We start from the raw sequence: 23,372 nt of genomic DNA, 5'->3' as shown, positions 1-23,372 counted from the left end.
GCGCCTGACCGTCCGCGCCTGCGTCGTGCCATGACCTGTGTAGCCCAAATTTCCCATGACCACCGCGAGCGACCTGCGATCCGGAAAGACCCACCGCGACGAGAATTTTCCGGTCGCGTCGTGGATCATTCATCCGCGGCATCGTGCCCTGATCCTGGCCTTCTATAATTTCGTCCGCACCGCCGACGATATCGCCGATCACGCCGCGCTGCCGCCTGCGGAGAAGCTGCGCTATCTCGACCTCATGGAGGCCGAGCTGCTCGGCAATGGCGATAGCCAGAAGGAAGCGGTCAGCCTGCGCCGCGCCTTCGCCGAGCGCGGCATGCCGCCGCGGCATGCGCTCGACGTGCTGGTGGCGTTCCGCCTCGACGTCACCAAGCTGCGCTACGAAAACTGGGACGACGTGATCGATTATTGCCGTTACTCGGCAATGCCGGTCGGGCGCTTCATGCTCGACGTGCATGGCGAGGATATTTCGACCTGGGCGGCGTCGGATTCGCTCTGCGCCGCATTGCAGATCAACAACCATCTGCAGGACTGCGGCAAGGACTACCGGAATCTGAACCGCGTCTATCTGCCGCGCGATGCGCTTGCCGCTACGGGTGCGACCGTCGAGATGCTTGGCGAAGCGAAATCGCAGCCGGCCCTGCTCAAATGCCTGCAGGCGCTCGCGCTGCGCACCGCGGCGCTGCTCGACCAGAGCAAGTCGCTCGCCGCCGAAGTGAAGGATTTCCGGCTCGGGCTCGAGATCTCAGTGATCCAGGCGTTCGCCGGCAAGATCGTCAACCTGCTGAAGGTGCGCGATCCGCTCAGCGAGCGCGTGCATCTGAGCCCGGTCGAATTGCTGTTGCAGAGCCTTGGCGGGGTCGCCGGCGAGACCGCGCGGCGTGCGATCGGACGGCGTGCGGTCTCCAAGACGGCGGCAGGGGCATGAGTGCTGAGGCGGCGGCCAACGCAAATTACGGCAGCACCGCATCGGGCAGCTCGTTCTATGCCGCGATGCGCATCCTGCCGCGCGCGCAGCGCGAGGCGATGTTCCAGATCTACAGCTTCTGCCGGCAGGTCGACGACATCGCCGATTCCGACGGCCCGCGGCCGGAGCGCCTTGCGGCCTTGCAGCAGTGGCGCGACGATATCGACGCCCTCTATGCCGGGCATCCGCCGGAGCGCCTCAAGGACTATGTCGCGTCGGTGAAGACCTTCGCGCTGAAGCGCGAGGATTTCCTTGCGATCGTCGACGGCATGGAGATGGACGTGCCGCAGGACATCCGCGCGCCGGATCTTGCGACGCTCGATCTGTATTGCGATCGCGTCGCGAGCGCGGTCGGCCGGCTGTCGGTGCGCGTGTTCGGCCTGCCCGAGGACGACGGCATCCAACTCGCCTACCATCTCGGCCGCGCGCTGCAGCTCACCAACATCCTGCGCGACATCGACGAGGATGCCGGTCTCGGCCGGCTCTATCTGCCGCGCGAATGGCTCTGGCATGCCGGCATCACCAATAACGACCCGGCCCGCGTCACCGCCGACCGCGCGCTGCCGAAAGTCTGCGCGCCGCTTGCCGAGCGCGCCAAGATGCACTTCCAGAAGTCCGACGAGATCATGAAGCGCAATTCGCGCCGCGCCGTGCGAGCGCCGCGGATCATGTCGAAATACTACCGCGCGATCCTCGATCTTTTAATCGCGCGCGGTTTCGCCGCTCCGCGTGAGCCGGTGCGTGTGTCCAAGGCCGCCAAGATCGGCATTCTTCTTCGTTACGCGATCATCTGATGCAAAACACCGTTCATATCATCGGCGCCGGTATTTCCGGCCTCTCCGCGGCCGTGCGGCTCGCCAATGGCGGCTACAAGGTTGCCGTCCACGAGGCGACGCAGCAGGCCGGCGGCCGCTGCCGCTCTTATTTCGACGCCGCCACCAATCTCACCATCGACAACGGCAACCATCTGCTGCTGTCGGGCAACCGCCATGCGCTAAGCTACGCGCGTTCGATCGGCACCGAGGCGGGTCTCGTGGGACCCGCGCGTGCGCAGTTTCCGTTCGTCGATCTGGCCTCCGGCCAGCGCTGGCAGCTCGACCTCGGCGATTCCCGCCTGCCGCTGTGGGTGTTCGACGAGGCGCGCCGCGTCCCGGACACCGGCCTGCGCGATTATCTCGCATTGGCGCCGCTGGCCTGGGCCGGCACCGAGGCGCTGGTCGGCAACACGATTCCCTGCAAGGGCACGCTGTATGACCGCCTGGTGCAGCCGCTGCTGCTCGCCGCATTGAACGTCGATCCGCCGGAGGGCTCGGCCGGGCTTGCCGGCGCCATCGTGCGTGAGACGCTGCTCGCCGGCGGGCAGGCCTGCCGTCCGCTGATCGCGCGCGACGGCCTGAGCTCGGTGCTGATCGAGCCGGCCGTGAAGCTGCTGCAGGAGCGGGGCCACAGCGTCCAGTTCAGTCACGAATTGCGTACACTTGGCATGTCGGGTGATCGCATCAGCGAGCTCGACTTCGGCGGTGGCGACAAGATCACGCTGGCCGCCGACGATGCCGTCGTGCTCACGGTGCCGCCGCGCGCCGCGGCAACGCTGCTGCCCGGCCTGAAGACCCCGACCAAATTCCGCGCCATCGTGAATGCGCATTTCCGCGTCGATCCGCCGCGCGACGCCGCGCCCATTCTCGGCGTGGTCGGCGGCCTCGTGGAGTGGCTGTTCGCGTTCCCGCAGCGGCTGTCGGTGACGATCAGCAACGGCGACCGCCTGGTCGACATGCCGCGCGAGGAGCTCGCGCAGGCGATCTGGCGGGACATCTGCAAGGCATCCGGCGTTTCCGGCGACTTGCCGCCGTGGCAGATCGTGCGCGAGCGCCGCGCCACATTTGAGGCGACGCCGGAGCAGAACGCCCTGCGTCCGGGGCCCACGACGGCGCAAAAAAACCTGTTCCTTGCCGGCGACTGGACTGCTACCGGGTTGCCGGCAACCATCGAGGGGTCGGTGCGGTCGGGTGATCGCGCCGCAGATCTGATTCTGGCCAGGCGTTAATTCGACCTGTTAAGCGGCCGCGGCTTTCGATCAGCCGGTCCGCAATGAAGAGGATATCGAGCGAAATGCTTTCGAGAGATCACGGCGTCGCAGTCGATCCGGTCGCGCTGGAGAAGAGCATCTCCAAGGCAACCGAAGCGCTGCTCGGCTACCGTCAGTCCGACGGGCATTGGGTGTTCGAGCTCGAGGCCGACAGCACCATTCCGGCCGAGTACATCCTGCTGCGTCACTACCTGGCCGAGCCCGTCGACGCCGCGCTCGAGGCCAAGCTCGGCAACTATCTGCGCCGCGTCCAGGGCGCGCATGGCGGCTGGCCGCTGGTGCATGACGGCCCGTTCGACATGAGCGCCAGCGTGAAGTCGTACTTCGCGCTGAAGATGATCGGCGATTCCGTCGACGCGCCGCACATGGTTCGAGCGCGCGAGGCGATCCGTTCGCGCGGCGGGGCTTCGGGCAGCAACGTGTTCACGCGCTTCCTGCTTGCGCTCTATGGCGTCGTGACCTGGCGCGCGACGCCGGTGCTGCCGATCGAGATCATGCTGCTGCCGATGTGGTCGCCGTTCCACATCAACAAGATCTCCTATTGGGCGCGCACCACCATGGTGCCGCTGATGGTGCTCGCTGCGCTGAAGCCGCGCGCCAAGAATCCGAAGGGCGTCGGCATCGACGAACTGTTCCTGGAAGATCCGAAGTCGGTCCGCATGGCGCCGAAGGCGCCGCATCAGAGCGCGAGCTGGTTCTATCTGTTCCGCTCGCTCGACGCCGTGCTGCGCGTGATCGAGCCGATGTTTCCGAAGCGCCTGCGCCAGCGCGCCATCGACGCCGCGCTCGCCTTCACCGAAGAGCGGTTGAACGGCGAAGACGGCATGGGCGCGATCTATCCGCCGATGGCCAACATCGTCATGATGTACGATGCACTCGGCAAGGACGAGAATTTCCCGCCGCGCGCCGTCACCCGCCGCGGCATCGACAAGCTGCTGGTGATCGGCGACGACGAGGCCTATTGCCAGCCCTGCGTCTCGCCGGTGTGGGACACCGCGCTGACCTGTCATGCGCTGCAGGAAGCGGGCAGCGACGATACGCTCGCCAAGGCCAAGCAGGGGCTCGACTGGCTGAAGCCGCGCCAGGTGCTGGAGCTGAAGGGCGACTGGGCGGTCAAGGCTCCGAATGTCCGTCCCGGCGGCTGGGCGTTCCAGTATAACAACGATCACTATCCCGATCTCGACGACACCGCCGTGGTCGTGATGGCGATGGATCGCGCGCGGCGCCACAGCGGAACCAGGGAATATGACGAGGCGATCGCGCGCGGCCGCGAGTGGATCGAGGGGCTGCAGAGTCGCGACGGCGGCTGGGCGGCGTTCGACGTCAACAACCTCGAATATTACCTCAACAACATCCCGTTCTCCGATCACGGCGCCTTGCTTGATCCGCCGACCGAGGATGTCACGGCACGCTGTATCTCGATGCTGGGCCAGCTTGGCGAGACGGTCGAGAGCAGCAAGGCGATAGCCGACGGCATCGCCTATCTGCGCCGCACCCAGCTGGCCGAGGGCTCCTGGTACGGCCGCTGGGGCCTGAATTACGTCTACGGCACCTGGTCGGTGCTCTCAGCGCTAAATGTCGCAGGGGTCGATCGCAACGACCCGATGATTCGGAAAGCGGTCGATTGGCTGGCTTCAGTCCAGAATCAGGACGGCGGCTGGGGCGAGGACGCCGTCAGTTACCGGCTGGATTACAAGGGTTATGAAGTCGCGCCGTCGACCTCCTCGCAAACGGCATGGGCCTTGCTTGGATTGATGGCGGCCGGAGAGGTCGAAAATCCCGCCGTTGCGCGGGGGGTGGGGTACCTAAAGGCAACACAGACGGAAAAAGGGCTGTGGGACGAGCAGCGATACACAGCTACGGGGTTTCCGCGGGTATTTTACTTGCGATATCATGGCTACTCGAAGTTCTTTCCGCTCTGGGCGCTGGCGCGGTATCGAAATTTGAGAAGCACCAATAGCAGGGTGGTAGGGGTCGGGATGTGATTGTTGAGGCGGGGGCCGCCGAGACCGTGGGCAGTAGAATTGATCCTCGGCCGGTATTGATTGTGACTGGATTGGTGCAGGAGGCCCGCATCGCGGCCGGTCCCGGCATGATCGTGATCTGCAGCTCGAGCGATCCGCAGCAGCTGCGTGAATTGCTGGCGACGCTGGATCCGACGAGCTTCCGTGGCGTGATTTCGTTCGGCGTGGCCGGCGGGCTCGATCCGTCGCTGAAGTCGGGCGACGTCGTGGTCGCGACCGAAGTGATGTCCGGCGATACCCGTTTCCTGGCCGCATCCGCCTTGAACGAAGAGATGATCGCCAGCGCCGCGCTGAAGCGCCGCCGGATCGTCCGCGGCGGGCTTGCCGGCGTCGAACAGGTGATCGCGGCGAAGGCCTGCAAGGCCGCGCTGCGCTCGATGACGGGCGCAGCCGCAGTCGACATGGAAAGCCATATCGCGGCAGCCTATGCGGCCAAGGCGGGCGTTCCGTTCGCCGCGCTGCGCGTGATCAGCGATCCGGCCCACCGGGCGCTGCCCGAGCTGGCGAAATCCGCGGTGAAGCCGAACGGCGACATCGACCTGCGCAAGGTGCTGCGCGGCATCGCGCGCAATCCGCGGACGGTGCGGGCGCTGGTGTCGACCGGAATCGATTTCAATCGCGCGCTGCGCTCGCTGCGCAGCTGCCGCGGCTTCCTGCTCGGCAACGACGTGCTGATGCCGGTGGACGACGTACTGGTGGCGAAGGCGGCCTGATCCAACTGTCCCGGGCCGGGACGGCGTGGCTCGCCGCACCAAGCTCAAAACAACCAACCTCAAAAGTAGAGGCCCGATCGCATCGCGATCGGGCCTTTTTCCTTGATGTCCGGGCGGCGCGGCTTAGGCGGCGGTCGACGCCTTCTGGGCTGCCGCGGCCTTCTTCTGCTCGGCGGCGATCGCCTCGTCGCGGCGGATCTCCGAGAGCTTCTTCTGGACCTGCTCGGCGAAGATGTACTGCGCCGGACGCTGCTTCGACATGTCGATCTCCGGCGCCATCGGGCCAGTGGTCTTGATGCCGCGCAGCGCGACCCACATCGCCTTCAGCGGATTGTTGATCGCAGCGGTCGCCGCGGTCGGCTCGTAACCGCAATGGGCCATACAGTCGGCGCACTTCTCGTACTTGCCGGTGCCGTAGGTCTCCCAATCGGTGGTGTCCATCAGCTCCTTGAAGGTCTTGGCGTAGCCTTCACCGAGCAGATAGCAGGGCTTCTGCCAGCCGAAGATGTTGCGCGCCGGCATGCCCCAGGGCGTGCACTCGTATTCCTGGTTGCCGGCGAGGAAGTCGAGGAACAGGCCGGAATGCATGAAATTCCACTTCTTGCCCTTGCCGAGCGCAAAGACGTCGCGGAACAGCTTCTTGGTCTTGGTACGGTTGAGGAAGTGCTCCTGGTCAGGCGCACGCTCATAGGCATAACCCGGCGACATCGAGACGCCGACGCCGAGCTCGGTGGTGAAGTCGAGGAATTTTGCGATCTCCTCGGCCGGATGGCCGTCGAAGATCGTGGCGTTGACGTTGACCGTGAAGCCGCGCGCCTTCGCCGCCTTGATCGCGGAGACGGCGCGGTCGAACACGCCCTTCTGCGACACCGCCTTGTCGTGGTGGTCCTTCAGGCCGTCGAGATGCACCGAGAAGAACAGATAGGGCGACGGCTCGAACAGATCGAGCTTCTTCTCGAGCAGCAGCGCGTTGGTGCACAGCGAGACGAACTTCTTGCGCGCCACGAGGCCGCGCACGATCTCGCCGATCTCCTTGTGGATCAGCGGCTCGCCGCCCGGGATCGCCACCATCGGCGCGCCGCATTCATCGGCCGCGTCCCAGCATTCCTGCGCGGTCATGCGGCGATTGAGGATCGCATCGGGATAATCGATCTTGCCGCAACCAACGCAGGCGAGGTTGCAGCGGAACAGCGGTTCCAGCATCAGCACGAGCGGATAGCGTTTGCGGCCAAGCAGCTTCTGCTTGATCAGATAACCGCCGATACGCATTTCCTTGAAGAACGGTATAGCCATTAGACGATTTTCTTTCTGCACTTATCAAAGGGAAGTGGGATCAGATCAGCCCGCAGTCAGTTCGGCCGGCAGCCGGAATTCGATATTTTCTTCTCGGCCCGGAACGACCGAGACCGACACCGGTCCGATGCGCCGCAGGGCCTCGATGACATCGTCGACCAAAACTTCAGGTGCCGATGCACCTGCCGTGATGCCGACGGCCTTCGCATCCTTCAGCCAATCCGGGTTGAGCTCGCTCCCATCGGCAATGAGATAACTCGCGACACCAACCTCGGTGCCGATCTCACGAAGCCTGTTCGAGTTGGAACTATTGGCGGCCCCCACCACCAAAATGACATCCACCAGTTTGCTCAGGTCCCTTACCGCAGATTGGCGGTTCTGTGTCGCATAGCAGATATCCCTGATGTCCGGGCCTTGAATATCTGTAAATTTTGCCTGAAGGGCCGCGATGATGTCCCTGGTGTCGTCCACGGACAGGGTGGTCTGGGTGATATAGGCGACCGGGGCATCGGTCGGCAGCCGCAATTCCGCCACATCCTGAACACTCTGGACCAGCAGGACCGGCCCCGGAACCTGCCCCATGGTTCCCTCGACCTCGGGATGGCCGGCATGCCCGATCAGGATCAGGGTGCGGCCCCTCGAGATATAGCGCTTGCCTTGGTTGTGGACCTTGGTGACGAGCGGGCAAGTGGCATTGAGCACGGGCAGGTCGCGGGCCTCCGCCTCCTCCTCGACGCTCCTGGCGACGCCATGGGCACTGAAGACGGTCACCGCCTTGGCCGGCACTTCCGACAGGTCCTCGACGAAGATGGCGCCCTTCTTCTTCAGGCTTTCGACCACGTATTTGTTGTGCACGATCTCGTGGCGGACATAGACCGGCGGGCCATACTTCTGCAGCGCGCGTTCGACGATTTCGATCGCGCGCACAACGCCCGCGCAAAAGCCGCGCGGCTGAGCAAGATACACTTCCATGGGTCGTCCGCTACGCAAATTGCACCAATCTCATTCCATGCCCTGCGGCCATTTCTGCAACGCACTCCGCCCAGGCGGACGCCGCAACTTCAGTTGCAATGTCCGCACCATCTCAGGTCCTGCACGTGATCCGCGCCCTCAAGGGCATGGAAATACAGGGATTTGTGGCAAAAGGGTAGCGCTTCGAGCGGATGAGTAACCAGTCAAGTGAGGGGCTTGAGGTAATATGGTGTGGGTTTCGGGTCCTGCGACCGCCCGTTTCCCTCACTTGTTCGTCACTTTATCGCCCACTCCTGCGGTCTATACCGGCGGCTCGTGGCCGTTCCTGTGCTTTGGAACCTCCTTGCCATCTCATCGTGGAAGGTAACCAAAACAACATTAGATCGGTCCCCGGAACTCCGCTACAGAGCGGGCGTTTTCGGCCATGCTTCCCAGAGATTAGAAAGAAACGAAGTGCTGACAAATATTGTCGTCTCCGTTGTTAGAACCTGTACGCGTTTTGCCCTTCCGGTTGTCATTCTCTCGGTGCTGCTGTCGATCGGCGCCGGCTTCTATACGGCCCGAAACTTCTCGATCAACACTGACATCAACAAGCTGATCTCGCCGGATCTGGATTGGCGCAAGCGCGACAACCAGTTCGAGGAAGCCTTTGATCGCGAGCGGCTGATCCTGGCTGTCGTCGAGGCAGCGACGCCCGAGCTGACCAGTTCGGCCGCGAAGGCGCTTACCGCGAAGCTGCAAGCCGACAAGAAGAACTTCGAGGCGATCACCGCGCTCGGCTCCGGTGAATTCTTCGAGAAGAACGGTTTGCTGTTCCTGCCGACCGAAGAGGTCGGCAAGGTCACGGGCCAGCTCGAATCGGCCGCGCCGCTGATCGAGATCATGGCCGGCGACCCTTCAATTCGCGGACTGACCGGTGCGCTCGAGACCGGGCTTGCCGGCGTCAAGCGCGGACAGGTCAAGCTCGACAATGCGGCTCCGCCCTTCAATTTGATCTCCGAGACCATCGAGACCGTCCTCGCCAAGGGCAACGCGACCTTCTCCTGGCGCGAGCTCACCAGCGACAAGCCGCTGACCGATTCGGACAAGCGCGCCTTCATCGAGATCAAGCCGATCATCGACTATTCGGCGCTGGAGCCGGGCAAGGACGCAACCGACGCGATCCGCCAGGCGGCGGCCGACCTGAAATTCCCGACCGAGTATCACGCGCGCGTCCGCCTGACCGGACCCGTGCCGATCGCCAACGAAGAATACGCCACCGTGCAGGACGGCGCGATCCGCAACGGCATCGGCACCGTGGTGATTGTGCTGATCATCCTCTGGCTGGCGCTGCATTCCGCCAAGATCATCTTCGCGGTGTTCGTGAACCTGTTCATCGGCCTTGCCATCACCACGGCGGTCGGCCTGATGATGGTCGGGTCGCTGAACCTGCTCTCGATCGCCTTCGCGGTGCTGTTCGTTGGCCTCGGTGTCGACTTCGGCATCCAGTTCAGCGTCCGCTACCGCTCCGAGCGTTTCAAGAACGACAATCTGACGCTGGCGCTGGAAAACGCCGCGCGCCGCTCCGCGGTGCCGCTGTCGCTCGCGGCGATGGCGACCGCGGCCGGCTTCCTGTGTTTCCTGCCGACCGACTACAAGGGCATCTCCGAACTCGGCAAAATCGCCGGCGCCGGCATGCTGGTGGCCTTCATCACCAGCATCACGGTGCTGCCGGCGCTGCTCGACCTGCTCAATCCGCCCGGAGAGAAGGAGCCGGTCGGCTACGCCTTCCTGGCGCCGCTCGATCACTTCCTGGAAAAGCATCGCGTCCCGATCATCGTCGGCACGATCCTGGTCACGGTCGCGGGCCTGCCGCTGCTGCACTACATGAAATTCGACTTCAACCCGATCAATCTGCGCAACAAGCACGCGGAATCGATCGCGACCTTCCTCGACCTGAGAAACGATCCGAACATCGGCGCCAACGCCATCAACGTGATGACGCGCTCGGAGGCCGACGCCAAGAAGATCGAGGCCAAGCTCGAGAAGCTGCCGGAAGTGTCGCGCGTGATGTCGCTCGACAGCTTCGTGCCTGATGATCAGCCGGCCAAGCTGAAGCTGATCGCGCAGGCAGCCAAGACGCTCGGCCCCGCGCTCAACCCCGACTCGGTCGATCCGGCGCCGTCGGATCAGGAGAAACGTCGAGTCGCTGAAGAGCTCGGTCGACAGCCTGCGCAGGACCGCGGGCGACGGCAAGGGGGCGGGCGCGGTCGCCGCACGCCGGCTCGCCGACGCCCTGCAGAAACTGGCCGATTCGAACCAAGCCATCCGCGACAAGGCACAGGACGTCTTCGTCGCGCCGATGAAGATCGTGTTCGATCAGCTCCGCAACACGCTGCAGGCCCAGACCGTCACGCTGCAGAACCTGCCGCCGGAACTGGTCGAGAGCTGGAAGACCAAGGACGGCCTGATGCGTGTCGAGGTTGAGCCGAAGGGCGATCCGAACGACAACGACAATCTGCGCCGTTTTGCCGACGCCGTGCTCGCCGCGGAGCCGACCGCGATCGGGGGGCCGGTCTCGATCCTCAAATCGGGCGATGTCATCGTGAATGCGTTCATCCACGCCGGCATCCTGGCGCTGGTCACGATCGGCCTGCTGCTGTGGCTGACGCTGCGTCGCGTCGTCGACGTGCTGATGACGCTGGTGCCGCTCCTGGTCGCCGGCATTGTCACGCTGGAGATCTGCGTGCTGATCGGACTGCCACTCAACTTCGCCAACATCGTCGCGCTGCCGCTGCTGCTCGGCGTCGGCGTCGCGTTCAAGATCTACTATGTCACGGCATGGCGGCAGGGCAGGACAAACCTGCTGCAGTCGAGCCTGACGCGTGCGATCTTTTTCAGCGCGCTGACCACGGCGACCGCGTTCGGCAGCCTGTGGCTGTCCAGCCATCCCGGCACCGCGAGCATGGGCAAGCTGCTCGCGCTCTCGCTCGTCACCACGCTCGCCGCGGTGTTGCTGTTCCAGCCGGCGCTGATGGGCAAGCCGCGCGAAGCCCTCAAGGAGGAGGATATCGCCAACGACGTCACCTGACGCGCAGGCGGTCGGGCTTGGCGGCAAGGTGCCGCCGAGCCCTAAATTCGAGCACGCGTCAACGTCCCGAAGCAGCCGGCATGCGCGTGCGGCGCCGCTAGCCGGTCTCTGTCAATGCGTCGGTCGCGCGATGTCCGGCAGCAGGCAGATATCACCCACGACGTCAGCAGACGCATTGGCGTTTCCTGGGGCAGTGGTTGCCTGCTTTTGCCCCGGCTTGGTGGCAGGCGCCACGGCGCCGGTGGTCTTCTGCGGCGCTGCCGATTTGGGCAGGGCGCCCTTTGCTGCCGGGCTGCCCGCGGCAGGCGGGTTGCCGGCTGCGCTGACCGGGATCGGCGGACCGACGCGAGTCCAGGTCTCGCCGCCACAGAGGAAGCCGAGCACGCAGCCCTGGATCTCGAGCTGATCGGTGCCGACGGGCTTGATGGTCGAGCTGTAGAGCTGGCCGTCCTTCGCATTGTAGACTTGGCCTTCCCACGCATCGGTGCCGGCCTTCTTCTTCATGTCGATCAGGATCGGCATGCCAAGCGTCGGCCTGCTTTGCTTCGCGGGATCAGGATTGTTCTTATCCTTGCCGCCGGGGGTTTTTTCCCAGGACACCGCACCCCACATGCTGCCATTACACTGGGCGACGCGGATGATGGCGACACCGTCGGCGACCTTCCAGTCGCCGGTCGGGTCCGCTGCAAGCGCCGGTGATAATACGGTGGCCAAAAATAAACCTGAAAAGGCTATTGTACGCGCGAAAGTTCTTGGGCAGTGCAACATGGTCCAAACCTGTGCTTAACTAGACGATCCGAGCGGGGGGTCAAAACGCCGCTAGCGAGCGTTTTAAGTTGACGAGATGGCCATCAACCGACGTATGTAACGAATGGTAAGTTCCAATTTAGACGTTTCCGAGATTTTTGTGGAGCGCGAGGGGCAGCGCGGTGCCATGCACACGCGTCACCTCAACGAGCAGCTCGTTCGCGTCCTCAAGACCATTGGCTATGACGTCGGCTTCCAGAAGGGGCAAGGCCAATACCTCTTCGATCGTCAGGGGGCTCGTTACCTCGATCTATTGAGCGGATTTGGCGTTTTTGCGATTGGCCGCAATCATCCGGACCTGCGCAAGGCGCTGAAGAGCGTGCTCGACGCCGATCTGCCGAATCTGGTGCAGCTCGACGTCTCGACGCTCGCCGGCGTGCTCGCGGAACGGCTTCTGGAATATGTTCCATATCTGGACAAGGTGTTTTTCGCCAATTCCGGTGCCGAAACCGTCGAAGCGGCGATCAAGTTCGCGCGTGGCGCCACCGGCCGTCCGGGCATCGTCTATTGCGGGCATTCGTTCCACGGGTTGTCCTACGGCGCGCTGTCGCTGACCGATGATTCGAATTTCCGCAGCGGCTTCGAGCCGCTGCTGCCGGGTTGCACCCCGATTCCCTACAACGATCTCGACGCGCTGGAAAAGGCGCTGTCGTCGCGCCAGGTTGCCGCGTTCATCGTCGAGCCGATCCAGGGCAAGGGCGTCAACATGCCCACCGACGAGTTCCTGCCCGGCGCGCTGGCGCTGTGCCGCAAATACGGCACGCTGTTCATCGCCGACGAGATCCAGACCGGCATCGGCCGCACCGGCAAGTTCCTCGCGATCGAGCACTGGGGCATCGAGCCCGACATGGTGCTGCTGGCGAAGGCGCTCTCCGGCGGTCACGTGCCGATCGGCGCGCTGCTGACGCGCAAGCACATCTTCGACAAGATATTCAACCAGATGGATCGCGCGGTCGTGCATGGCTCGACCTTCGCGAAGAACGATCTGGCGATGGCTGCCGGCATCGCCACGCTTGATGTCATCAAGAACGAGAAGCTCGTGGAGAACGCCGCCAGGCGCGGCGCTGAGCTCCGCCTTGCGCTGACCCGCATGGTGCCGGGCTACGAACTGCTGAAGGAAGTCCGCGGCAAGGGCCTGATGATTGGCGTCGAGTTCGGGCCGCCGAAATCGCTGCGGCTGAAGGCGTCGTGGAACCTGCTGGAGACCGCCAACAAGGGACTGTTCTGCCAGCTGATCACGGTGCCGCTGTTCAAGGATCACAAGATCCTGACCCAGGTCGCCGGCCACGGCCTCCACACCATCAAGTTGCTGCCGCCGCTCATGATCACCGAAGAGGACTGCAGCTGGATCGAGAAGTCGTTCGACGAGGTGATCGCCGGCAGCCACAAGGTTCCCGGCGCGATCTGGTCGCTCGGCAAGACGCTGGTCGACAACGCTGTGCGCAAGTCGGCGTAAAGTTTGAACCCGTAGCTAGGCAGGGCGCAGGGCGGATTAGCCGAAGGCGTAATCCGCCGACAGTGCAGCCGACGAGAGACTGGCGGCGGGTTACGCGGAGCCTGTCATCGGGCCGCGCTTTGCGCGGACCCGTTGGCTAACCCGCCTTACAGATCATCCTTCCTTGTTCGCGTGCATCGCGCTCTCGAACTTGTCGCCGAACTCCGTCAGCTCATCGGCGCCGAGATCGCTGACCGCCCAGTAATTCAGGCCGCGGTCGCTCCAGCGCCGGATGTTGAAGCCCTGCAGCGTCGAGATCTTCGCGGACTTCCGTTCGGTGTTCGCCGTCTGCGCCACGAACAGGTTGATGATGTGCTGGCGGCGCTTGTAGACCACGGCGCCGATCTCGCGGGCGTTAACGTAGTCGAGCCGGCCGCCGATCAGGGTAAAGCCCTGCGCGGTGAGATCGATCACCGGCGGCGAGACGTCGAGCTTGCCGTTGAACCAGGGCTTGACCGTATGCTGATCGGTCGAGGCCACGTCGATCAGGTGGCCGGCCTGCAGCGAGCGCAGATGCGCCGACACCACCTCGTTCTCGATGCGCTGCTCGTCGTCATTGCGCAGCACGATCGCAACGAGGCCCGTCGCGGCCATCGCCGACACGGCGGAGCCCATCGCGAAGCCGCGCAGCACCGAGCGTCGGGTCGGCGCCGCCTGCGGTTGCGGCAACGCCTTCTCGATCTTGCGGCGCAGCTCGAGCGGTGCCTTGTAGCGCACATCGCTCTCGGCGATCGCCTGGCGGATCTCCTGATACTCCTTCATCAGGGCGGCGCAATGCGCGCATCCCTCGATATGGGCTTCCACTTCGCGCGCATGGCCGGCATCGAGTTCGCCGTCGATCAGCGCGTGGACCAGCACTTCGGCTTCCTCGCAGTTCATTTCGCTTGCTCCTGTTCCGCAAGCCAGGCCGATCGCAGCATGGCGCGGGCGCGTGCGAGGCGGGACATCACGGTGCCGACAGGCACGGCGGCGACATCGGCGATCTCGCGGTAAGAAAGATTCTGGATTTCCCTGAGCACGAAGGTCTCGCGGAACGGCTCGGCGAGCGCCGCGACCAGCTTGCGCACGGTGTCGCCGTCGAAGCGACGCAGCAGCTGCTTTTCCGGAGTCTCCGGCGCCTCGTTCCACAGCGGGGTCTGATCGCCGCCCTCGGGCAGCTCCTCGACTGCGGTGGGGGCGGTCTTGCGCCGTGCATATTCGGCGTGGCAGACATTGCGCAGGATCGCAAACAGCCACGGCTTCATCGCAGGTCCACGGTAGCTGTCGAAATGCTTGTAGGCGCGCAGGTAGCATTCCTGCACCGCATCCTCGGCGTCGGCGGCATCGCGCAACAAATAGCGTGCCAGGGTATAGGCGTCGTCAAGGTACGGCAGCGCGGCTTCGCGAAAGCGCCGCGCCTTTTCGGGATCGTCTTGCGACGCTTTGACAACCATCGTGTCCTGCCCGGCATGTCGAGAGACGGCTTGTGCCCGGCCGGGGGCGGAGGGCCACCGGCCGGGCATCGCTGCGATCGTATGGGTGGTCACGTTACCCAACCTTGATACTGCCTGTCATGTGCGGATGCAGCGAGCAAAAATACTTGTACTCGCCGGGCTCCGTGAAGGTGAACGAGAAGGTACCGTCGGTGTCCAAGGTCTTGGAGCGGAATTTTCCCGCACACACCACGGTGTGCGGGATGTCGTCGCGGTTGGTCCAGGTCACGGTGGTGCCGACCTTCACCTCGAGCGGGTTCGGCGCGAACGAGAAGTTGTCGATGTGGACCGCGACGTCTTCGGCGCGGGCCGCCGTGACAGGAAGCAGCATGGTCGCGACCACGGCTATACCGAAGTCGCGTCGATTGATCGAACTCATCGGTGTCTTCCCTTAGCCTTGTGCCTCAGCCCTGCAACGGCGTGTCGATGATCGCCAGCGGCTGGCTGTTCTGCTTGAAGTTGATGCTGGCGACGCCGAGCATGCTGCGCAGCTTGGCATCCTCGACCTTCATCGGGCCGGGCGAGGGGGCGGCACCCGGCGCGGGCTGCGGGAAGGCCGTCGAACGCGCGGTATGGAAGGTGACGTTGCCCTCGACCTTCTGCATCACCTGGTGGATGTGGCCGTTCAGCACGGTGACCGAGCCGAAGCCCTTGACGTACTCCAGTGCGCGGGCGCCGTCCTCGGTGCCCCAGCCCCATTGCGGATAGACGGTCCACAGCGGGATGTGGGCGAACAGCACGATTGGCGTCGACTTCGAGCGGCCCTTGAGGTCGTTCTCGAGCCATTCCAGTTGCTCGTTGCCGAGATTGCCGAGGCCGCCGCCCTTGAGGTCGACGACATTGACGAGACCGACGAAATGCACGCCGCCGGCGTCGAAGGAGTAGTAGCCAGGACCCTTGGTGCCCTTGCCGTAGCGTTCCTTATAGAGCTTGACCTCCTCGTCGATGAAGTCGTGCTCGCCAGGCACGTAATGCACGTCGAGCTTGGCCTGCGAGATGATGCGATCGGCGTCGTCGAATTCGGACGCCTTCGACAGATGCGTGATGTCGCCGGTGTGGATCATGAAGGACGGCTTGACCTGCATCGCCCGGACCTTGTTGATGGCCTCCTCAAGTGTGCCGATGGCGTTCGGGTTGGCCGGCTTGTCGAAGCCGACATGGCTGTCGCTGATCTGCATGAAGGTCATGCCGGTGGTCGCTTCGGCTGCGGCCGCCGAGCCGACGATGCCGAGCGAATGCGGCACGCCGCCGGTAACCGTCCAGAGTACGCCGGTGCCGGCCCAGGTCATGCATTCCAGCACCTTGCGTCGGCTGACGCCTTTCTTTTCATCGTGGTGGTCGTGATCGTGTCCGCTCATGGCAAGTCTCCCGTTGGGCCCAGGGATTGGGTTTCCGGGAATGTGATCGGCCGGGTCAGGGCTTTATTCCCGGGCCTTTGGAGGGTGCCGAGGGGACGGATGACGATTTCGTGAGGATCCGCGAGAGGTGGACGCAAGGTCAAGACGCGTCATTGAAGCCGCCCGGTTTGTAGAGCGATCTATCCGGCAAGCCACTGATCGATCGGAGGAAAGCATGGCTGACGTGACCGGCGGCTGTCACCGTCACCGCGGCGAGATTCGTCACGAGGTGCTTATCCAGGGCGCCGAGCGGCAGCGCTGGATGGAAGCCACGCGTGAGCTGCCGGCCTTCGGCCGCATTCCCGCCGCCGTCGCGACCCGCGGCGATCAATCAACGCGGTAGCCGCCATGCGCGCTGCAACATGGAAACGTCGTGCAACACAGATGAACGGTTGCAACAAAGCTGTCTTGCAGCCGTCAGCATAGTGTCAGCGCTCCTGCATAAGAATGGCGGACTTCATTCGCCACACCGGGAGATCTTCATGAGCGACCACGCAGGCGTTGAGCATCATCACAAGGCAGCTGAGCATCACGAACACGCGGCGCGTCATCACCGCGAAGCCGCCAAGCACCACGAAGCCGGCGATCACCACAAGGCGGCGCATCACGCGCACAGCGCCCATGGTCACGCCAGCCATGCCCAGCATCACCACACCGAGGCGAGCCGGCATCACGCCGAGCACCACGGCAATCACTAAGAACCGTTCCAGTACTGCGTGAGTGGCTTCCGCCGTCCCCGCAAGGGGACGGCGTTTTCTTTTGGCGGGCGTTCCGTGCCGACGCTAGCCGGTTCGTGCGTCAAACGTTCTGAGCGCCGCAACCATGAGCTCCGGCGCCTCCTGCGCGACGCAATGCCCGACGTTCCCGAACGTCCAGCGGCTGGCGTGCGGGATCAGGGCGGCGGCGCGGTCGGCCATCTCCTTGTAGACCGGCCATGACTGCTGCGCCGTGGCGATGCAGACCGGGCAGGCGATATCGGAGAACCACGGGAACGGATTGCCGCGCGCATCGCCGGTGTAGATCTGCTCCATGGCCTGGAAGATCGGCCCAAGCAGCGCCGACTCGATTTCAGGCGTGCAGCGTAGCTGCATGCGGCCGTCGTCGAGCCGCGCAAAACCGTGATGGACATAGGCCCACAGCGACGGCTCGGTCCACGGCGCGAACGCCGGCGCGGCGCGCAATCGCCGGAACAGATCGTCGGCATTATCGAATTCGGCCCGGCGGCGCAGCACTCCCTGCACCGACGCGCGCGCGATCTCGCTCAGGCCGCCGGTGCGCGGCGTGCGCGGATCCATCGCGGTCGGCTCCGTCACGAACAGCCGCGCGAAGCGGTCCGGCATCAGTTTCGTGGCGAGCATCAGGTCGGTCGCGCCGGCGCTGTGACCGATGCCGTAGATATCATGGAGATCGAGGCGTTCGACCACCATGCAGACATCGTCGGCGAAATCCTGGAACTGATAGCGGTCGGCCGGCGGCTTGTGGCTCAGGCCATGGCCGCGGCGGTCGAGCGCATAGACGGTGTAGTCGGCGGCCAGCGCTTCCGCGACCTCGGTCCATACTTCGGCGACAAAGCCGGTGCCGTGCAGCAGCAGCGCCGGCGGCTTGCCGGAGGCCGGCTGGCCCCATCGCGCCAGCGCGATCTGCGCGCCGGCATCGCCAACGAGAATGCGCTTCCGGGATTTCATCGTCGCTCTATCGTGCATCCTGCAGGATCATCGCCGCGGCCTTCTCGGCGATCATCGCGGTCGGCGTGTTGGTGTTGCCGGAGGTGATGGTCGGCATCACGGAGGCATCCGCGATGCGCAGCCCGTTGAGGCCGTAGAAGCGCAGGCGCTCGTCGACCACGGCCATCGGATCGTTGGCCGTTCCCATCTTTGCGGTGCCGACGGGGTGGAAGATCGTGGTGCCGATGTCGCCGGCCGCCTTGGCGAGCGAGGCGTCGTCGTCGCCGACCGAGGGGCCGGGCAGGAACTCCTCGGGACGATATTTCTCCAGCGCCTTCTGCTTCATCAGTCTGCGCGTGGTGCGGATGGCGTCGGCCGCGACCTGGCGGTCGTCCTCGGTCGACAGGTAATTCGGCGCGATCGACGGCTTGTCGTCGGGCGCGGTCGAGCGGATGCGCACCGTGCCGCGCGAGGTCGGCTGCAGATTGCAGGCGCTCACCGTGATCGCGGGGAAGCGATGCAGCGGGTCGCCGAACTTGTCGAGCGATAGCGGCTGCACGTGGAACTGAATGTTGGCGCGCGAGCGCGTCGCATCCGAGCGCGTGAAGATGCCGAGCTGAGACGGCGCCATGGTCAGCGGCCCGCGGCGGCGGAACGCGTAATCGAGGCCCATCAGGCCGCGGCGCACGAGGTTGTAGTAGGTCTCGTTCAGCGTGCGCACGCCCGATACCTTGTAGATCGCGCGCTGCTGCAGATGGTCCTGCAGATTGTGACCGATGCCCTGTACGTCAGCCACGATGTCGATGCCGAGCGGCGACAGCCATTCGGCCGGGCCGATGCCGGAACGATGCAGCACCTGCGTGGTGCCGATCGAGCCGGCGCAGAGGATCACCTCGCCTTTGGCGCGTGCTTCTACCGTCTCGTTGCCCTGACGGAACAGGACGCCGGCGGCGCGGCCGCTCTCGATGATCAGGCGGTCGACCAGCACGTCGGTCTCGAGCCGCAGATTGCCGCGGTTCAGCACCGGCTTGAGGAAGCCGCGCGCCGACGACCAGCGCCGCCCGCGCTTCTGGTTGACGTGGAAGTAGCTGGTGCCTTCGTTGTCGCCGGTGTTGAAGTCCGGAATGCGCTTGATGCCCATCTCCTCGGCGGCATCGCCGACCGCATCGAGGATCTGCCACGACAGCCGCGGCGCCTCGATGCGCCAGCCGCCGCCGGTGCCGTGATGCTCGCTTTCGCCGAGGAAGTGATCCTCCAGCTTCTTGAACGCCGGCAGCACGTCGTCGTAGCTCCAGCCGGTGAGGCCGAGCTGGCGCCAGTGATCGTAATCCGCGGCCTGGCCGCGCATCGAGATCATGGCGTTGATCGCCGACGAGCCCCCGATCACCTTGCCGCGCGGATAGGCGAGCGCGCGGCCGTTCAGGCCGGGCTCGGCCTCGGTCTTGAACATCCAGTCCGAGCGCGGATTGCCGATCGCGAAGAGATAGCCGACCGGGATATGAAACCAGATCCAGTTGTCCTTGCCGCCGGCTTCCAGCAGCAGCACGCGCTTCTTCGGATCGGCCGACAGGCGGTTGGCCATGATGCAGCCCGCCGTGCCCGCGCCGACGATAATGTAGTCGAAATCACCCTCGAGCCTACGCGGCATGTCCTCGTTCCCGACAAGCGTCTTTTGTTGGGTTCCTTCTATAGCGTTTTCGAGCGAAGTGGAGCACGGTTCGCGCGAAGAAAACGCGTCAATACAAGAAAAATGGAGCTCGGTTCTGGTGAATTCAGAACCAAGCTCTCTCCGGACGCCGCCGGTCGACGGAAGCCCGGCCGGCGGGCCGGGCGTACGCTGGATGATCAGGGACGGCTCGGTTCGGCCAATGTTACCTGATGTCTCGCGCGGGGAACGCAGACGATCAGCGTCAGCATGCCGATGCCGAGCACGGCGCCGACCAGGGCGAGCGGTGTGTAGATGCTCCCGGTCGCGACATTCATCCAGCCGATCAGGGCAGGGCAGACCGCGCCGCCGAACGAGCCGATCGCGCTGATCAGCGCGATACCGCCCGCCGCGGCGCTGCCTTCCAGCATCGCGTTTGGAATGGTCCAGAACAGGGAGAGAATCGCGAAGATGCCGATCGAGGCGATGGCGAGCAGCGTCACGGTCAGCAGGATGCTGCCTTGCGCGGCCTGCAGGGCGATGAAGCACGCCGCCGCGACGAGACCGCAGCAGACCACGTGCCAGCGCCGTTCCCGCGTGCGATCGGAGCTGTAGCCGATCGCGATCATGCCGATCGCCGAGGCGACCGAGATCGTGCCGCTCAGCCAGCCGATCTCGGTGGTGGTCGCCACGCCGACGCGCTTGAGCAGCGTCGGTGTCCACAACAGGATGGTGTTGAGCGAACAGAAGAACGCGAAATAGATGAAGGACAGGAGATAGACGCGCGGCTCGCGCAGTGCCGCTGCGAAGCTGCTTGTCGTGTCAGGAGCGGCGGCGCGATCACGGGCGAGATCGCTCGCGACCTGCCGTCGTTCGTCGGTGCTGAGCCAGTTCGCGGCCTGTGGCCCGTCGGCGAGATAATGATACGCGGCGACGCCGAGCAGCACGGCTGGAACGCCTTCGAGGATGAACAGCCACTGCCAGCCATGCAGGCCATGGACGCCCTGCATGTGATCCATGATCAGGCCCGACAGCGGCCCCGCGATGACGCCGCCGAGCGGCACCGCCATCACGAACAGGCTGGTCATGCGGCCGCGCACGCGGTCTGGAAACCAGAGCGTCAGGTAATACAGGATGCCGGGGAAGAAGCCACCCTCGGCGGCGCCGAGCAGGAACAGCAGATAGAGGTGATACTGGGTCTGCACCAGCGCGAGCAGCACGGTGACGGTGCCCCACAGCACCATGATCCGCAGCAGCGTCTTGCGGACGCCGATCCTGACCAGCAGCAGATTGCTCGGCACTTCGAGCGCGACATAGCCGACCGAGAAGATGCCGGCGGCAAGCCCGAACACCGCGTCATCAATGTCGAGGTCGTGCAGGAATTGCAGCTTGGCAAAGCCGATGTTGAATCGGTCGATGATCGCAACCGTGTAGCACGCCAGCAGGAACGGGATCAGGCGCCAGGCGATCCGTCCATAGAGCCGCGAATGGGCCGCATCCTGCATCGAAACCTCCAAATGATTCTTTTGATTGTTGTTGAGTTGGACAGCGCCGCGAACGAGCCATGCTCCCTCGCCCCGTTTTTGCGGGGGCGAGGGGAGGTGGGGGCTGCCGGCGCATACACGGTGACAGCTGTGATCGCGGCGGCTCTCCCTCACCCGGAACGCATCTGGCGATGCGTTCCGGCCTCTCCCCGCACGCGGGGCGAGGCGGAGCGGGAGCCCGTTGCTCTGATCGAAATATGCGCGGCTAGCCCGCCTTCGCGCCGGGAAACTCCAGCATCGCCTCGCCGGCCGCGACCGTCTCGCCGCGCTGGTTCTGCACGGCGACGTCGACCAGCACCCAGCGCGACTTCGCGGTCGTCTGCTTGGCCTTGATGGTGCCGGTGGGGCGGATGGTGTCGCCGGGCTTCACCGGCTTCAGCCAGCGCGTCTCGAGCCTGCGATGGATCGCGCCGGCAGGTAGAGCCCAGTCGGTCAGCATGCGCGAGATCAGGCCGAAATTGTTCATGCCATGCATGATGATGCCGCCGAAATTGGTCTTGCCGAAATCGCCCTTCATGTAGTTGTCGTCGAGATGCAGCGGGTTGTAGTCGAGCGATGCATCGCAGAACAGGCGGATCGATTCGCGCGTGACCGCGAAGGCGGGGCCGTCGATGGTGTCGCCGGCCTCGAGAGCATCGAAATTCGCTGTGGTCATCGTGATCCTCCTTACATCGGGCGGATGGTCTGGCCGCGACCCGAGCAGATCACGTCGCCATGCTGGTTGAAGAAGACGTTGTCGTGCACCACGAACAGCCGTTCGCGCTTGATGAACTTATCGAGCGCGCGGGCCTGCAGGGTGATGGTGTCGCCGGGACGGGCAGGGATGTTGTAGCTCCACGACTGCCCGGCATTGACGGTGCCCGGCGAGCGCATCCAGTCGTCGGCCGGCGTGCAGGCGAACATCAACAGGATATGGATCGCGGGCGGCGCGATCAGCCCGCCATAAGGCCCGGCTTTCGCGGTGGTCTCGTCGAGATAAAGCGGGTTGGTCTCGCCGACCGCACGGCAGTACAGCGCGATCGCTTCCTGTGTGAGCGTGTAGGGCAGCGTCTTGCGCGGCTCGCCGGGGACGATGTCGTCCCACACCTTGCGCAGCTTCGCGTCCTTCCAGAAATCGGTTTCGAACGGGGTGGCCGCAGAACTTTCTGCTTGCGCCATAGAGGATACTCCTGCTATTTTGTTCGCCAGGCGAACAGTTCATTCGCTGTGTGAATTGACGCTAGCGCGGTCGGGAGCCCCTGACAAGCGGGCAGCGCCGCGCCATGTGCAGGCAGCCATGTGGGCTGCGATGTGATGAGCAAATACGACGGCCCCAGCAGAACGGTGTCATGAGTAAAGAGAGTGACGGCTTCGTGCGTGCGATCGCGCGCGGTTTCTCGATCATCGAGGCGCTCGGCAAGCCGCCGGGCCGGCATACGCTGGCGGAGGCCGCCGACACCGCCGGTCTCAACCGCGCCACCGCACGCCGCATCCTCGCGACCCTGGTGGCGCTGAAATATTGCGCTTCGGATGGACGCTATTTCAGCTTGCGGCCGCGCGCGCTCGGGCTCGGCCTGTCCTATCTCAACGCGCTGCCCTATTGGGCGCATGCGCAGCGCGCGCTGGAGAATTTGCGCAACGAGATCGGGGAGTCCTGTGCGATGGCGGTGCTCGATGAGGACGAGATCGTCTATGCGCTGCGTCTGCCGGCGCGTCGGATTCTGTCGGCCAATCTCGGCGTCGGCAGCCGGCTGCCCGCGCATCTGGTGTCGCTCGGCCGCGTCATGCTCGCGGCGCTGCCGCCTGGCACCCGCGAGGCTTATCTTGCGAGCGGTGGCTTCAAGCAGGTCACGCCGCGTACCGTGACCGATCCGGAGCGTCTCGGGGAACTGCTCGCGCGGGTCGAGAGCGACGGCTATGCCTGGGTCGATGGCGAACTTGATCCCGCGATCTGCGGCATCGCCGTGCCGCTGCGCGATCCGGCCGGCGCGGTGGTCGCGGCGCTCAGCGTCAACACGATTTCGGGCACGGTCAGCGAGGCCGGCGCGCGCAAGAAATTTCTGCTGCCGCTGCGCCGCACCGCACAGGAGATCCGCAGCCAGATGCTGACCTCGGGCTAGGCGCGCACACGCTCTGGATCAGTCATTGTTTCCTGTCACCTTGCCTGCTTAGATCGCGGAGCCGAGCCCGACCTAGCGCTCGGGGTGCAGTATCCGGGTTTCAGTTGGAGCGATTGCC

General features: G+C 64.6%; 21 protein-coding genes and 1 pseudogene. 9 read left to right on the top strand and 13 right to left on the bottom strand.

The window, feature by feature from the left end:
- Window positions 1-55 precede the first annotated feature (55 nt).
- The 5 genes from hpnC to ACVW1C_RS06980 all read left to right on the top strand — a co-directional run bounded on the left by hpnC (window position 56) and on the right by ACVW1C_RS06980 (window position 5,796).
- Entirely contained in the window at window positions 56-934 is an 879-nt protein-coding gene (gene hpnC / locus ACVW1C_RS07000; protein ID WP_456757775.1) for a squalene synthase HpnC, read from the top strand.
- Window positions 931-1,767, top strand: coding sequence for a presqualene diphosphate synthase HpnD (gene hpnD, locus ACVW1C_RS06995; protein WP_456757774.1), 837 nt, complete (start codon window positions 931-933; stop codon window positions 1,765-1,767). Before hpnC ends, hpnD begins: the two co-directional genes overlap by 4 nt.
- On the top strand, window positions 1,767-3,017 hold the full coding sequence (gene hpnE, locus ACVW1C_RS06990) for a hydroxysqualene dehydroxylase HpnE (RefSeq protein ID WP_456757773.1): 1,251 nt from the start codon (window positions 1,767-1,769) through the stop codon (window positions 3,015-3,017). Before hpnD ends, hpnE begins: the two co-directional genes overlap by 1 nt.
- 65 nt (window positions 3,018-3,082) lie before the next feature.
- Entirely contained in the window at window positions 3,083-5,044 is a 1,962-nt protein-coding gene (shc, locus tag ACVW1C_RS06985) for a squalene--hopene cyclase (protein WP_456757772.1), read from the top strand.
- The gene (locus ACVW1C_RS06980; RefSeq protein WP_456757771.1) at window positions 5,041-5,796 is read left to right on the top strand and encodes a phosphorylase; all 756 of its coding nucleotides are present in this window, start codon (window positions 5,041-5,043) and stop codon (window positions 5,794-5,796) included. Before shc ends, ACVW1C_RS06980 begins: the two co-directional genes overlap by 4 nt.
- A 123-nt stretch (window positions 5,797-5,919) precedes the next feature.
- On the opposite strand, the gene hpnH is transcribed toward ACVW1C_RS06980, so the two are convergent.
- Together hpnH and ispH are read right to left on the bottom strand one after the other, a co-directional pair.
- Window positions 5,920-7,089: an adenosyl-hopene transferase HpnH gene (hpnH, locus tag ACVW1C_RS06975; protein ID WP_456757770.1), complete on the bottom strand. Its 1,170-nt coding sequence runs from the start codon at window positions 7,087-7,089 to the stop codon at window positions 5,920-5,922.
- Between the two features lie 45 nt (window positions 7,090-7,134).
- Window positions 7,135-8,061: a 4-hydroxy-3-methylbut-2-enyl diphosphate reductase gene (gene ispH, locus ACVW1C_RS06970; RefSeq protein ID WP_456757769.1), complete on the bottom strand. Its 927-nt coding sequence runs from the start codon at window positions 8,059-8,061 to the stop codon at window positions 7,135-7,137.
- Window positions 8,062-8,514: 453 nt separating this feature from the next.
- On the opposite strand from ispH, the pseudogene hpnN reads away from it, so the two are divergent.
- A pseudogene (hpnN, locus tag ACVW1C_RS06965) lies at window positions 8,515-11,131 on the top strand (hopanoid transporter HpnN).
- A 111-nt stretch (window positions 11,132-11,242) separates the two neighbouring features.
- Here hpnN and ACVW1C_RS06960 read toward each other — a convergent pair.
- A complete protein-coding gene (locus ACVW1C_RS06960; RefSeq protein ID WP_456757768.1) occupies window positions 11,243-11,899 on the bottom strand; it encodes a DUF2147 domain-containing protein in 657 nt (218 codons plus the stop codon).
- A gap of 103 nt (window positions 11,900-12,002) precedes the next feature.
- Between ACVW1C_RS06960 and hpnO the strand changes: the two genes are divergently transcribed.
- Window positions 12,003-13,394: an aminobacteriohopanetriol synthase HpnO gene (hpnO, locus tag ACVW1C_RS06955; protein WP_456757767.1), complete on the top strand. Its 1,392-nt coding sequence runs from the start codon at window positions 12,003-12,005 to the stop codon at window positions 13,392-13,394.
- Window positions 13,395-13,547: 153 nt separating this feature from the next.
- Here hpnO and ACVW1C_RS06950 read toward each other — a convergent pair whose 3' ends face one another.
- The 4 genes from ACVW1C_RS06950 to ACVW1C_RS06935 form a co-directional block, all read right to left on the bottom strand.
- Window positions 13,548-14,312: an anti-sigma factor family protein gene (locus ACVW1C_RS06950; RefSeq protein WP_456757766.1), complete on the bottom strand. Its 765-nt coding sequence runs from the start codon at window positions 14,310-14,312 to the stop codon at window positions 13,548-13,550.
- A complete protein-coding gene (locus tag ACVW1C_RS06945; protein ID WP_456757765.1) occupies window positions 14,309-14,866 on the bottom strand; it encodes a sigma-70 family RNA polymerase sigma factor in 558 nt (185 codons plus the stop codon). Before ACVW1C_RS06945 ends, ACVW1C_RS06950 begins: the two co-directional genes overlap by 4 nt.
- Before the next feature lie 94 nt (window positions 14,867-14,960).
- The gene (locus ACVW1C_RS06940) at window positions 14,961-15,284 is read right to left on the bottom strand and encodes a cupredoxin domain-containing protein (RefSeq protein WP_456757764.1); all 324 of its coding nucleotides are present in this window, start codon (window positions 15,282-15,284) and stop codon (window positions 14,961-14,963) included.
- Between the two features lie 25 nt (window positions 15,285-15,309).
- On the bottom strand, window positions 15,310-16,263 hold the full coding sequence (locus tag ACVW1C_RS06935; protein WP_456757763.1) for a metallophosphoesterase family protein: 954 nt from the start codon (window positions 16,261-16,263) through the stop codon (window positions 15,310-15,312).
- 214 nt (window positions 16,264-16,477) lie between these two features.
- On the opposite strand from ACVW1C_RS06935, the gene ACVW1C_RS06930 reads away from it, so the two are divergent.
- Window positions 16,478-16,645: a hypothetical protein gene (locus ACVW1C_RS06930; RefSeq protein WP_456757762.1), complete on the top strand. Its 168-nt coding sequence runs from the start codon at window positions 16,478-16,480 to the stop codon at window positions 16,643-16,645.
- A gap of 85 nt (window positions 16,646-16,730) precedes the next feature.
- Here the strand turns inward: ACVW1C_RS06930 and ACVW1C_RS06925 are convergent, their stop codons facing one another.
- From ACVW1C_RS06925 to ACVW1C_RS06900, 6 genes are all read right to left on the bottom strand, one after another.
- The gene (locus ACVW1C_RS06925) at window positions 16,731-16,997 is read right to left on the bottom strand and encodes a hypothetical protein (protein WP_456757761.1); all 267 of its coding nucleotides are present in this window, start codon (window positions 16,995-16,997) and stop codon (window positions 16,731-16,733) included.
- Window positions 16,998-17,084: 87 nt separating this feature from the next.
- Window positions 17,085-17,987: an alpha/beta fold hydrolase gene (locus tag ACVW1C_RS06920; RefSeq protein ID WP_456757760.1), complete on the bottom strand. Its 903-nt coding sequence runs from the start codon at window positions 17,985-17,987 to the stop codon at window positions 17,085-17,087.
- Window positions 17,988-17,994: 7 nt separating this feature from the next.
- The gene (locus tag ACVW1C_RS06915) at window positions 17,995-19,614 is read right to left on the bottom strand and encodes a GMC family oxidoreductase (RefSeq protein WP_456757759.1); all 1,620 of its coding nucleotides are present in this window, start codon (window positions 19,612-19,614) and stop codon (window positions 17,995-17,997) included.
- A gap of 197 nt (window positions 19,615-19,811) precedes the next feature.
- Window positions 19,812-21,116: an MFS transporter gene (locus ACVW1C_RS06910; protein ID WP_456757758.1), complete on the bottom strand. Its 1,305-nt coding sequence runs from the start codon at window positions 21,114-21,116 to the stop codon at window positions 19,812-19,814.
- A 244-nt stretch (window positions 21,117-21,360) separates the two neighbouring features.
- Window positions 21,361-21,810, bottom strand: a complete 450-nt coding sequence (locus ACVW1C_RS06905; RefSeq protein WP_456757757.1) for a MaoC family dehydratase — start codon at window positions 21,808-21,810, stop codon at window positions 21,361-21,363.
- Window positions 21,811-21,821: 11 nt separating this feature from the next.
- Window positions 21,822-22,313 carry a MaoC family dehydratase gene (locus ACVW1C_RS06900; protein WP_456757756.1) on the bottom strand — a complete coding sequence of 164 codons (492 nt, stop codon included), beginning with the start codon at window positions 22,311-22,313 and terminating at the stop codon, window positions 21,822-21,824.
- Between the two features lie 170 nt (window positions 22,314-22,483).
- On the opposite strand from ACVW1C_RS06900, the gene ACVW1C_RS06895 reads away from it, so the two are divergent.
- Complete coding sequence (locus tag ACVW1C_RS06895; protein WP_456757755.1) at window positions 22,484-23,254, top strand: IclR family transcriptional regulator domain-containing protein; 771 nt, start codon at window positions 22,484-22,486, stop codon at window positions 23,252-23,254.
- The last annotated feature ends 118 nt before the right edge of the window (window positions 23,255-23,372 follow it).

Source organism: Bradyrhizobium sp. USDA 4011 (assembly GCF_054063415.1).
Note: the sequence above shows the minus strand (reverse complement) of the source record. Positions and strands in the feature narration are given on the sequence as shown.

Excerpts from the sequence above, each read along its gene's own strand:
- ACVW1C_RS06960 (WP_456757768.1), bottom strand. The coding sequence starts at position 11,899 with ATGTTGCACTGCCCAAGAACTTTCGCGCGTACAATAGCCTTTTCAGGT.
- ACVW1C_RS06915 (WP_456757759.1), bottom strand. The coding sequence starts at position 19,614 with ATGCCGCGTAGGCTCGAGGGTGATTTCGACTACATTATCGTCGGCGCG.
- ACVW1C_RS06945 (WP_456757765.1), bottom strand. The coding sequence starts at position 14,866 with ATGGTTGTCAAAGCGTCGCAAGACGATCCCGAAAAGGCGCGGCGCTTT.
- ACVW1C_RS06910 (WP_456757758.1), bottom strand. The coding sequence starts at position 21,116 with ATGCAGGATGCGGCCCATTCGCGGCTCTATGGACGGATCGCCTGGCGC.
- ispH (WP_456757769.1), bottom strand. The coding sequence starts at position 8,061 with ATGGAAGTGTATCTTGCTCAGCCGCGCGGCTTTTGCGCGGGCGTTGTG.
- hpnE (WP_456757773.1), top strand. The coding sequence starts at position 1,767 with ATGCAAAACACCGTTCATATCATCGGCGCCGGTATTTCCGGCCTCTCC.
- ACVW1C_RS06920 (WP_456757760.1), bottom strand. The coding sequence starts at position 17,987 with ATGAAATCCCGGAAGCGCATTCTCGTTGGCGATGCCGGCGCGCAGATC.
- hpnD (WP_456757774.1), top strand. The coding sequence starts at position 931 with ATGAGTGCTGAGGCGGCGGCCAACGCAAATTACGGCAGCACCGCATCG.
- ACVW1C_RS06900 (WP_456757756.1), bottom strand. The coding sequence starts at position 22,313 with ATGGCGCAAGCAGAAAGTTCTGCGGCCACCCCGTTCGAAACCGATTTC.
- ACVW1C_RS06930 (WP_456757762.1), top strand. The coding sequence starts at position 16,478 with ATGGCTGACGTGACCGGCGGCTGTCACCGTCACCGCGGCGAGATTCGT.
- hpnO (WP_456757767.1), top strand. The coding sequence starts at position 12,003 with ATGGTAAGTTCCAATTTAGACGTTTCCGAGATTTTTGTGGAGCGCGAG.
- hpnH (WP_456757770.1), bottom strand. The coding sequence starts at position 7,089 with ATGGCTATACCGTTCTTCAAGGAAATGCGTATCGGCGGTTATCTGATC.
- ACVW1C_RS06935 (WP_456757763.1), bottom strand. The coding sequence starts at position 16,263 with ATGAGCGGACACGATCACGACCACCACGATGAAAAGAAAGGCGTCAGC.
- ACVW1C_RS06940 (WP_456757764.1), bottom strand. The coding sequence starts at position 15,284 with ATGAGTTCGATCAATCGACGCGACTTCGGTATAGCCGTGGTCGCGACC.
- hpnC (WP_456757775.1), top strand. The coding sequence starts at position 56 with ATGACCACCGCGAGCGACCTGCGATCCGGAAAGACCCACCGCGACGAG.
- ACVW1C_RS06905 (WP_456757757.1), bottom strand. The coding sequence starts at position 21,810 with ATGACCACAGCGAATTTCGATGCTCTCGAGGCCGGCGACACCATCGAC.
- ACVW1C_RS06895 (WP_456757755.1), top strand. The coding sequence starts at position 22,484 with ATGAGTAAAGAGAGTGACGGCTTCGTGCGTGCGATCGCGCGCGGTTTC.
- ACVW1C_RS06950 (WP_456757766.1), bottom strand. The coding sequence starts at position 14,312 with ATGAACTGCGAGGAAGCCGAAGTGCTGGTCCACGCGCTGATCGACGGC.
- shc (WP_456757772.1), top strand. The coding sequence starts at position 3,083 with ATGCTTTCGAGAGATCACGGCGTCGCAGTCGATCCGGTCGCGCTGGAG.